The following is a 9,648-nucleotide window of genomic DNA, read 5'->3' on the forward strand; positions in this document are numbered from 1 at the left end:
CGGCGTGGTAATTGGTGATGACGATCTTGGCGCGCTCCAGCTCCGGCATCAGATCCGTCGGCACCAGCTCGCGGTTGGCATAGTAGCTATCGAGATCGTTCGGCAGCAGCACCCGCAGACGATCCTTGATGGTCAAGCCGGGCGCGACGATCAAGAAACCGCGGCTGAAACGCTTACTCTGCGGACGACGCGCCGCGTTGATGCTCTGCCAGGCGATGAGCATCGCCATCACCGTCGTCTTGCCGGCACCAGTGGCGAGCTTGAGCGCGAGACGAGCGAGGCCCGGGTTGGCGTTCTCGCTGGCGTCGTGCAGGTGCTCCAGATAGCGCTGCCCGAGCTTGCCGACCTGCGGCGCAACCTCGATGAGCCAGATGGCGGTCTCGACCGCCTCCACCTGGCAAAAGAAGGGCCGGATGCCCGAGAACGGATGCTGTCGCCAATGCTTCAGAAGCCGCGCTGTCTCCGGGGTCACGCGCCATTGGTGCTCGGGCAGCAGACGCCAGCGGTCGACTTGCTCGCGCACGCCGTTGATGATGGCGGTATGGGCGTAGCGCTGATCTTGGCTGGAGAGCCCTTGGCCTTCGTCGAACAGGAGGTCTTGCTGCTGCGGCTGTCCCTTGCGCTTCTTCGGCTGCGGGATCGGCGTGATGAACTCTGCCGGGCGCCGCGTCTGAAGGATCTTCTGCGTCGGCTGACCTTGCGCGTCCAGCTCCCAGTGGCGGCTCGGGCCGGCGTAGGGCGAGTTGAGTATCGGCTGCTCGAAGAATGGGTTGTCCAAAACACCGCTCCTTAAATCGTCAGGCCTATCCCGCTGGCAGGCCGAGTGGCATTTAGGACGAGATGCCTGGGTCTGGCAAGTCCTCTGCGACCGAAGGTGCACTCAGTCGGAACGCCAAAGCGATTAACCGCCAATAATCTCATTCAGCCCTTCGATGACATGGGCAAGCTCGTCTGGGCTGAGGCGACCAATCTTCTTGCCGATGCGCTCGGTCGAGAGTGTTCGAATCTGACTGATCTTGACCCACGACCGCCTTGGCAGCTTGGAAGCCAGGATCTCATGTGTCAAAGGAAAGCCTGCACGCTGCGCTTGGCTAGTCAGCGCCATTGCGATGACAGTACCGGAGCGCTCATTGAAGATGTCTTGGCTCAGAATGAGCACCGGGCGCTCACCGGATTGCTCGCGCCCAATGGTCGGATTGAGATCCGCCCAGCGAATCTCGCCCCTCAATAGCTTGGCCATGCATCCAGATCCTCAGACAACCCTTCGTCCGCCATGGCCCGCTCAAAGGCAGGGTCCAGTTTGGCGCACTCCTCAGCGAGGCGGTTGCACTCCAGCCGCTCCAGCTTCTCGACCACGGCCTCCTGGATGGCGCGGCTCCGATTGCTAAAGACCTTACGTCTCACCAGGGTGTCGACCTTGGCAAGGACACCTTCCTCGATAGTGATTGCTACCTTCGTCTGACTCATGACAGTGGTCCTCTTTGGTATGACGAAACATCATACCCCAGGTTGGCATCGTGGCAAGGCGAGGTCGTTAATCAGGCTCTTGCCATGCCGACCTGGACTAGCCTTGCGTCTAAAGGGAGTGGAACTAGCGGCGCGGCCCAGCGCATGAGATCGCATTAGGGTCGCGGCCAGTGCCGCGCTTGCTGGCAACGTCTGTTGCGAAGCGTGCAGGCGCCAGGGCATCGTAATCGGCCTCGAAGCCAGCGGCGAGCAAGGCTTCGCGCAAAGGTGACTCTAGTGCTGGCAGCCCATCGATGTGCTGGATCAGCAGCCGTTTGCGGCCAGCCGAGGGCACGCGCGGTAGCGCCGCCAGCGCCAGTTCGAGCTCATTGCCGTCATCACTGACCGCATCCGGGAAGGTCAGGATCTGCTTGCCGCTGGCGGCGACATAGACGATCGGCTTACCGGCGACCAAAATCACCCAGGCGCCAGCGAGGCGTTTTGGGCTCGGCTGACCAGACTGGAGACCAGACTCGCGAGCAGCCTTGTTGGACGGTCCGGCGCCAGATTGGGTGTCGGCGCCGCTAGCCTTGGACGTGGCCTGCTCGAGGCCGCTACCACGCGGGACATCGGGCAGGCTCCATCCGGCACGAGCAACCTCCGGCCAGGGCAGCAAGGCGCCGTAAGGATTCGCGGGATCAATCGCCGCCAGGATGCGGACATCGACTGGGGCGAAGCCATCAAGCGGAGGCTCATCGAGTCTGGCCGCGCGCAGGCGGTCGATTGCAGCGGGCAGCGCGAACTGGGCCCCGGATAGCCCTTCGACGAAGTAGCCGCGGCGCACCTGACCCACCTCCTCCATCTGCTTCAGCACCTTATAAAGCGGGCCGAAGCCACCGGTCAGGTCCTCGGCCGCAACGGCCTCGCGGCTCAGCACGCCGTAGCGCTCCAGCAGCATCCGCGCCTGCGCGAGCAAGCGCTCGGTGGCCTTTGAGGCAGGAGCCACTGCATTCTCGCCCGGGACTGGGAAGGCGCCTTCGTCTTGGCACGGAGAGGGGTCGAAGCCAACCGCAGATCCAGTCGCGGCCTGATCGGCGAGCCGGACATCGACGCCGGCGAGATCCCTGACTAAAGACCACCGCCCACCCGCAAGCCCGCCCCCGAAGGTGCTGTTGCCTGCCATGGCGCCTGCGCGAAAACGCCCTCGCCTGCGCGGACGCGAGGTCTTCGATCGACTGGCGCCAAGCGAGCGCAGCGGCGCGAAGGTGTCATTGGTGATGCGACCGGCCCAGACCAGATCCCAAAGGGCGCTCTCAAAGGCACCTTGATCAAGCTGGCCGCCAATCGCCCGCCTGCCGGCTTGCTCGGTCATCGCTCGCTCGGCGACCTGCTGCAGCTCGAAGAGAAAGCAAGCGCCGCGACGGCTGAGGTGCGCCAAGATCAGCTCGGCGAGCACCCTCGCCGGCTCGGCCTGCAGCGGCTCCTCTTGACCGGCACTGATAGGGTCTGATAGCGCGACGTCATCAGAAGCGCTGGTTGCAAATCTCGCCTGCCTGCCTTTGGACTCCAAGCCCTGTGTCAAGGCGCCAGGGCCAACGCCAGAGCCGCGTCCGGCGCCGGGCTCGACCGCTGCCACCCCAAGCTCAAGCGCCAGCGCCGCTTGCTCAGGCCGATAGAGCGCGATGCGGCCGTCCTTGGGTCCTGCCGCGCCCCGACCGACCCAGATGATCTGGCCACTAGCGGCGAGGAGATCGAGGTCTTCGCTGCGATAGCCCGGCACCCGCGCTGGCAGCAGCACGCGATCGAGCTGGCGCCAGCTCAGGCTCAGGCCTTCGAGCTGGACTAGTGCCTCCAACAGCCGCTCCGGCCCCCTGCGACCCTCGCCGATGCCGTGCCAGGCCGGTAGGAAGCGGCCGAGCGTCGCGCCGTCGACCGGCGCAACCTGGTCCCGCGCGCGCGCCAGGGTACGGCGCCGCAGTTGGCGCATGACCTCGGCATCGCACCACTCAGGAGTGTTGCCGCTGGGCCTTATCTCGCCAGACACGAGCGCGCCTTGCGACTCGAGCAGCCTCAGCACCGGCTCCAGCTGGGCCGCGCGCAGCCCGAATCGACGCGCCGGCTCCGTGGTCGTAAAGGGACCATGGGTGCGAGCATAGCGACGCAGCAGATCCTCCATCGGCGCCTCAGTGGCACCGATAAACGCATCAGGGAGGCCTGCGGGCGGCACGCAGCCGAGCGCATCACGATATAACCCGGCCTCCTCGGCCGCGATCCAGCGTCGCTCGCCGGCGATGCGCACCTGCGCGGCACGGCGCTGATCGCGAAGCTGATCGAGCCAGGCGGAGAGCGTTCGGGCAGCGGCCTCCGTCGCTGCTCCAGCCGTTGAGATAGGCGGTAGCCGACACCGCTCCAGAAGCTCAGACTCGGTGAGATCACCAAGGCGACGTAGCAGATCCTGCAGCTGGTCTACATCCCGCGCTCGCCGATCGATCGCACCCGGATTCACGCGGGAACCAGACTCGCGATCAGCTTCGGCATCAACTCCAGCATCCGCTCCAGCATCAACACCGGCATCCGCTCCAGCATCAGCTCCGGCATCCGCTCCAACATCAGCCGCCTCATCGGCATTGGTATCAGGTCCAGCAGCAGACTCAGCGCCAGATCCGGCACCAGACTGGGTCGTCGACCCAACGTCTGCCCCACCACCATCATCCGCACGACCCAAGGGCGCCAGATGCTGCAGCTCGCGCTCTAACGCCTCCAGCACCTCAGGATCGATCAACGCGCGCAGCTCGGCCTCGCCCAGAAGCTCCGCAAGCAGACCGCGGTCGAGCGTCAGGGCCTGTGCGCGACGCTCGGCAATCGGCGCGTCCTGCTCGTAGATGTAGGCCGCGACATAGGCGAACACCAGCGAGCGCGCGAATGGCGACGCGCTGCGGGTCTCGACCTCATGCACGCGGATGGCGCGTGAGCCGATGGCGCTCAAGACCTCCTTGAGACCGGGCAGATCAAAGACATCGCTGAGCGCCTGCCGATAGGTCTCGAGCACGATCGGGAAGGCCGGATAGCGGCGCACCACGGCGAGCAGGTTCTGCGCCTTCAGCCGCTGCGCCCAGAGCGGCTGACGACCTTTGGTCGAGCGCCGGGGCAGCAGCAGGGCGCGGCCGGCATTCTCGCGAAACAGGCTGGCGAACAGCGCGGTGTCGACCAGCTGCTCGGTGACGCGGTCCTCGATCTCATCCGGGTCAGGCAGCAGCTCGGTGAGATCCGGCAGCTCGTCGCCATCGGCCAGGCGCAGGACGATACCGTCGTCGGTATACATCACCTGCACCTCAAAACCCTCGCGGCGCTCGAGGCGCCACTGCAGCGCCATCGCCCAGGGGCCATGGATGCGCGCGCCGAACGGGGTCAGGATGCAGATCCGCCAATCGCCCAGCTCATCACGGAAGCGCTCGACGACGATAGTGCGAGCGCTCGGCACCTGCCCGGTCGCCTCGCGCTGATCTTGGCTGTAAGCGGCCAGGTTGTCGGCAGCCATGGCGTCCAGCGGTGATCGCTGGCGAATCCACTGCGCGGCCTGTTCTACTGGCCGAGCCTTGTCCGATAGCAGAGCCGAATCGAGTGACGGATTAGGGTACCCAAGGGCGGAATCATCAGGCGCAGGGCGAGCGCTAAGCGCCGCAACCTCGCGGCAAAAGGCCCCCACCGCCCGACCTAGCTCTACCGGTCGCCCGGGTCCATCACCACGCCAGAACGGCAGCTTGCCCGGCTCTCCGGGCGCCGGCGAGACAATCACGCGGTCGCGACTGATCTCCTCGACCCGCCAGGTACTAGCGCCGAGCAGGATGCACTCGCCGGCGCGGGTCTCAAACACCATCTCCTCGTCCAGCTCGCCGATGCGCGGGCCATCCGAGCCGAGATGCACCGCATAGAGCCCGCGATCCGGGATGGTGCCGGCATTGAGCCGCGTCACCATCGGCGCACCCTTGCGCGGGCTGAGCAGGTCGGTGCTGCGGTCCCAGACCAAGAGCGGGCGCAGATCGGCGAAGTCGCTCGACGGATAGCGCCCGGAGAGCATGTCCAGCACCGCCTCGAGCGCGGCGCGGCTCAGCTCGCGATAAGGCCCGGCGCGATTGACCAGCGCCAGCAGCTCATCGACGCTGCGCGGCGCCATCACGCAATGCGCCACCAGCTGCTGCGCCAGCACATCGAGCGCATTGCGCGGCATCCTAAATGGCTCGAGCTCGCCCTTGAGCATGCGTTCGGCGATCACCGCACACTCGAGCAGATCGCCACGATACTTGGGAAAGATGCGCCCGGTACTGACCTCGCCGACGCCATGGCCGGCGCGCCCGACCCGCTGCAGCCCGCGAGCCACCGAGCCCGGCGATTCGACCAGCAGCACCTGATCGACGCCACCCATGTCGATGCCCATCTCCAGCGAGCTGGTGGCGACGATCGCCTTCAGGCTGCCGCGCTTGAGACCCTCTTCGATCTCGTTGCGCTGCTGATGGCTCACACTGCCGTGGTGTGCGCGCACCAGCTCTGGCAGCGGGGCAGTCGGCTCCTCGATGCCGTCGAGCCAGTGGGCGGGCTTACGCTTTGCCGCATCCTGATCGAGGATCTCATCCTCAATCCCTGGGCCGTCCTCGATCTCGGCTGCTAAGGCGTTCAGGCGCTGCGATAGCCGCTCGCAGAGCCCACGGCTGTTGACAAAGAGGATGGTCGAGCGGTGCGCCATGATCTCGTCGAGCAGTGCCGGATAGATCGCCGACCAGAGCCCTTTCTCGGCCTGCCGATTCTCGGTTGGATGCTGCTGCTCGCGGGCGAACAACGCGCCGAGGATGGGCCCGCCCTCGGGCTCGACAGGCACACGCGTGGCGCGGGGCCTGGCGACGGGCTCCGGTGGACGCTCCATGTCGGGCACCGGTACGCTAACGCGCAGATCGAGCCTCGGCGGTGCCGCGGCATCGACGATCTCGACGGGCCGGTCGCCGCCCAGCCAACGTGCCGCCTCGGCTAGCGGCTGCATCGTCGCCGACAATCCGATACGCTGTGGCTCCGAGTGCCCGGCCTCTGTCACCAGTGCCGACAGTCGCTCTAACGACAAGGCGAGATGAGCACCGCGTTTGGTGGGCGCCAGCGCATGCACCTCATCGACGATGACGGTCTCGACCTCGCTCAGGGTCGCAGCGGCCTGCGAGCCGAGCAGCAGGTACAGGCTCTCCGGCGTCGTCACCAGGATCTCGGCGGGCGCTTTGAGCTGCCGCTGACGCTCGCGCGCTGGAGTATCGCCCGTGCGAATCGCGACCTCGGGTGGCTTCAGGGCATCAGGCCTCAGGGCATCAGCGTGGTGGCCGTTGCCGAGCGCTGCGGCGGCCTGAGTAATCCCGGCCAATGGCGCGCGCAGGTTGCGCTCGATGTCGACCACCAGTGCCTTCAGTGGCGAGATGTAGAGCACAAGGGTTCCGCGCAGCGGTACAGGGCGGTTCTCACCCGAGGAGCCGATGCGCAGCCTATTGACGAGCAGACGATCGATGGCCCAGAGAAACGCTGATAAGGTCTTGCCACTGCCAGTGGGTGCGGTGATCAAACAATGCTGGCCACTCGCAATCACCGGCCAACCGCGCCGCTGGGCATCGGTCGGATGGTCGAAGTGCTGGGTGAACCAGCGACGCGTCGCGGGACTGAACGCTTTCATGATCCCTATTGTGGGGTCAGATCCGATCATCGGCGCACGAACCCATGGCCCACGCCCCGCGTCGGGCGATAATAGTCGCGCTTTCCCCTCCCCCTATCACGAGATCAAGGACTCAACCCAATGTTGAACCGAATACTGCAGTCGCCTTCGATCGATCCGCGTTTCCAACAGACCCCTGCCGGTCTTTGGCTTGCTTTGCTCGCGCTCATCCCAGCCATCCTCTTGGTTTTGCCGCCGGCGGTCTTCGCCGAGACTGACACAGCCGAGACGTCGAGCCAAGGCGACGAGCGCGGCGCGGCTGACGGGTCGTCGACGAACGCCAAGAGCGCCAGCGCCGAGGACCAAGGTCGACTCGGCATTGAGCTGAACAAGCTGGAGCAGGTCGATGAGATCTGTCGGATCTACTTTGTGTTCGAGAATGCAATCGATCATGAGCTCGAGACGCTGCAGTTGGAGCTCGTCCTGTTCGACAACAAGGGCTTCATCCAGCGCCGGCTGACGCTCGATGCGGCCCCGATTGCCGAGGACAAGACCAGCGTCAAGCTGTTCGATCTTCCTGCGACCCAATGCACCGATGTCGGACGCATTCTGATCAATGATGTGCTTGCCATGTCGAGCCCTGATGGGGCCTTGCCCAATGACGTCTCCCAGCTCGATCTCTCCTCGAAGCTCGACGTCGATCTGTTCAAATGAGCGATCAAGCCATCGCTGCTTCGGGAGCATTCCATCACACCTTTGGCCAGGGAGGGCCGGTGCTCTGGATACTGTTACTGCTGTCCGTGGCCGCACTCGCCATCACCTTGGTGAAACTGTGGCAGTTTTCCCGCCTCAAGCTCAATGCCCGCGAGCCTGCTGGGCAGGCGCTGCGCTATTGGTACCAGCGCGACTCGAAACGGGCGCTCGCGACCCTCCAGGGTAGCCCTCAACCGACCGCCCAGCTGCTTGCGCGAGCCTTGCAAGGACTCGCGCTGCCCACTGTCGATCTCGGCCTCCTGCGCGAGGAGTTAACACGCCTCGCCAGTGCGCAGCTGGCGCAGCTCCGCGCTTGGCTGCGTGCGCTTGAGGTGATTGCCGCGCTGAGCCCGCTCTTGGGTCTGCTGGGCACCGTACTTGGGATGATCGAGGCCTTTCAGCAGCTTGAGCTAGCCGGCAGTCAGGTCGACCCCGCCGTCCTTTCGGGTGGCATCTGGCAGGCGCTGCTCACCACCGCCGCGGGTCTTAGCGTCGCCATCCCGGTGGTATTGGTGCATAGCTGGCTGGAACGCCGGGTCGAGCGCTGCGGTCATCAGATGGAGGATGCGGTCACGCGCCTGCTCACGCGAGACTTAACAACCAATGCGCTTTGAGAACCCGAGCCAGCCGCGCCGTCGCCTGATCGGCTTGACACCGCTGATCGACGTGGTCTTTATCCTGTTGCTGTTCTTCATGCTCGCCTCGAGTTTGACGCGGCTGCACGCTGTCGCGCTCGACGCACCCAAGACCCAGAGCGCAAGCGCTGACCTTCAGCCGGCCCTGTTGCTTCGGATTCAGGCCGATGGCCGTCTCGACCTCAATGGCGAGCCGGTGACCACCGAAACGCTGACCGATCGGCTGCGCGCGCAACTGCAGCAGACGCCGGATCTCCGGGTCTGGCTGCAGCCAGCGGATGCCGTGCCCTTGCAGAAGACCTTGCAGGTCTTTGACCAGCTGGCTGCTGCCGGTGTCCCAGTGTTGAGACTTCGGTAGGCCTCATCTGCGACAAGGCAAACAACCAGCGACCCAGCGGCGCTTGCCGCTTGGAATCAGGCCCAACCAATACCATGCGATTCACCACCCGCCAACCGCGAGCCCGCAACGACGATGCCCTGATCCCGTTGATCAACGTCGTCTTTCTGATGCTGATCTTTTTCATGATCGCCGGCCAGATCACGCCCCCCGAGGTATTGCTGGTCGAGCCGCCGAGCTCGCAGCAAGGCCGAGCGACCAGGCCTGAGCGAATCCTGCTGCTGATGGATGCCGAGGGGCGGGTTGCGCTGGATGGCGAGCGCGTCCCGCCAGCCCAGCTCAGCCAGCGGCTCGCGGCGCGAATGACATCCATGGACGCGGCTCAGGATGGGGGCGACGCTAGCCGCATCGGCATCACCCTCAAAGCGGACGCCGCGGTGACCCAAGGTCAGTTACGCCAGCTACTCGAGCAACTGCGCGCGCTCGGGGTTGAGCGTCTGCAGCTGCTCGCACAGCAAGCATCCCGCTGAGACACCGCAGCCGTGGAGATCACCACACGCCATTGGCTGATCGCCTTGATGATCGCCAGCCTAGCGCATGCCGCGTTGGCGCTCGCGCTGGTGCAGGTGGCCGAGCCACCGGCGATCGCACCCGCGGGCATCAGCATCGAGATCGGTGACGGCGGCCCGACTGCCGCAGGGGGTGCGGATGGTGCCGGCTCGCCTGGCTCGGATGTGATGCAGCCGGTTGCCAGCGAAGCCTCTGCTGTCAGCCCGATGGCGGCTGCGTCGGAGGCG

8 protein-coding genes and 1 pseudogene are annotated in these 9,648 nt (G+C 65.4%); 5 read left to right on the forward strand and 4 right to left on the reverse strand.

The genetic code is table 11. The features are described from left to right. The 4 genes from ACY693_RS09390 to ACY693_RS09405 form a co-directional block, all read right to left on the reverse strand. Window positions 1–778, reverse strand: a 778-nt coding sequence (locus tag ACY693_RS09390; RefSeq protein ID WP_462321565.1) for a DEAD/DEAH box helicase family protein, incomplete at its 3' end; no start/stop codon positions are given. Window positions 779–901: 123 nt separating this feature from the next. Then, entirely contained in the window at window positions 902–1,240 is a 339-nt protein-coding gene (locus tag ACY693_RS09395; protein WP_462321566.1) for a type II toxin-antitoxin system PemK/MazF family toxin, read from the reverse strand. Further along, a complete protein-coding gene (locus ACY693_RS09400; RefSeq protein ID WP_462321567.1) occupies window positions 1,225–1,467 on the reverse strand; it encodes a ribbon-helix-helix domain-containing protein in 243 nt (80 codons plus the stop codon). Before ACY693_RS09400 ends, ACY693_RS09395 begins: the two co-directional genes overlap by 16 nt. A 124-nt stretch (window positions 1,468–1,591) precedes the next feature. Beyond that, the gene (locus ACY693_RS09405; RefSeq protein ID WP_462321568.1) at window positions 1,592–7,147 is read right to left on the reverse strand and encodes an Lhr family helicase; all 5,556 of its coding nucleotides are present in this window, start codon (window positions 7,145–7,147) and stop codon (window positions 1,592–1,594) included. Window positions 7,148–7,267: 120 nt separating this feature from the next. Here ACY693_RS09405 and ACY693_RS09410 point away from each other — a divergent pair, with 120 nt between their 5' ends. The 5 genes and pseudogenes from ACY693_RS09410 to ACY693_RS09430 form a co-directional block, all read left to right on the forward strand. Continuing rightward, window positions 7,268–7,840, forward strand: a complete 573-nt coding sequence (locus ACY693_RS09410) for a hypothetical protein (protein WP_462321569.1) — start codon at window positions 7,268–7,270, stop codon at window positions 7,838–7,840. Continuing rightward, complete coding sequence (locus tag ACY693_RS09415) at window positions 7,837–8,493, forward strand: MotA/TolQ/ExbB proton channel family protein (protein ID WP_462321570.1); 657 nt, start codon at window positions 7,837–7,839, stop codon at window positions 8,491–8,493. Before ACY693_RS09410 ends, ACY693_RS09415 begins: the two co-directional genes overlap by 4 nt. Beyond that, window positions 8,483–8,872 carry an ExbD/TolR family protein gene (locus tag ACY693_RS09420; protein WP_462321571.1) on the forward strand — a complete coding sequence of 130 codons (390 nt, stop codon included), beginning with the start codon at window positions 8,483–8,485 and terminating at the stop codon, window positions 8,870–8,872. The genes ACY693_RS09415 and ACY693_RS09420 overlap by 11 nt, the downstream gene beginning before the upstream one ends. Before the next feature lie 74 nt (window positions 8,873–8,946). Continuing rightward, window positions 8,947–9,381 carry an ExbD/TolR family protein gene (locus ACY693_RS09425; protein ID WP_462321572.1) on the forward strand — a complete coding sequence of 145 codons (435 nt, stop codon included), beginning with the start codon at window positions 8,947–8,949 and terminating at the stop codon, window positions 9,379–9,381. A gap of 12 nt (window positions 9,382–9,393) precedes the next feature. Then, a pseudogene (locus tag ACY693_RS09430) lies at window positions 9,394–9,648 on the forward strand (energy transducer TonB); the annotation flags it as partial.

This window comes from Halochromatium sp., from assembly GCF_054919635.1.

Coding starts and splice junctions, on each gene's coding strand:
- ACY693_RS09425 (WP_462321572.1), top strand. CDS start 8,947: ATGCGATTCACCACCCGCCAACCGCGAGCCCGCAACGACGATGCCCTG.
- ACY693_RS09395 (WP_462321566.1), bottom strand. CDS start 1,240: ATGGCCAAGCTATTGAGGGGCGAGATTCGCTGGGCGGATCTCAATCCG.
- ACY693_RS09420 (WP_462321571.1), top strand. CDS start 8,483: ATGCGCTTTGAGAACCCGAGCCAGCCGCGCCGTCGCCTGATCGGCTTG.
- ACY693_RS09405 (WP_462321568.1), bottom strand. CDS start 7,147: ATGAAAGCGTTCAGTCCCGCGACGCGTCGCTGGTTCACCCAGCACTTC.
- ACY693_RS09410 (WP_462321569.1), top strand. CDS start 7,268: ATGTTGAACCGAATACTGCAGTCGCCTTCGATCGATCCGCGTTTCCAA.
- ACY693_RS09400 (WP_462321567.1), bottom strand. CDS start 1,467: ATGAGTCAGACGAAGGTAGCAATCACTATCGAGGAAGGTGTCCTTGCC.
- ACY693_RS09415 (WP_462321570.1), top strand. CDS start 7,837: ATGAGCGATCAAGCCATCGCTGCTTCGGGAGCATTCCATCACACCTTT.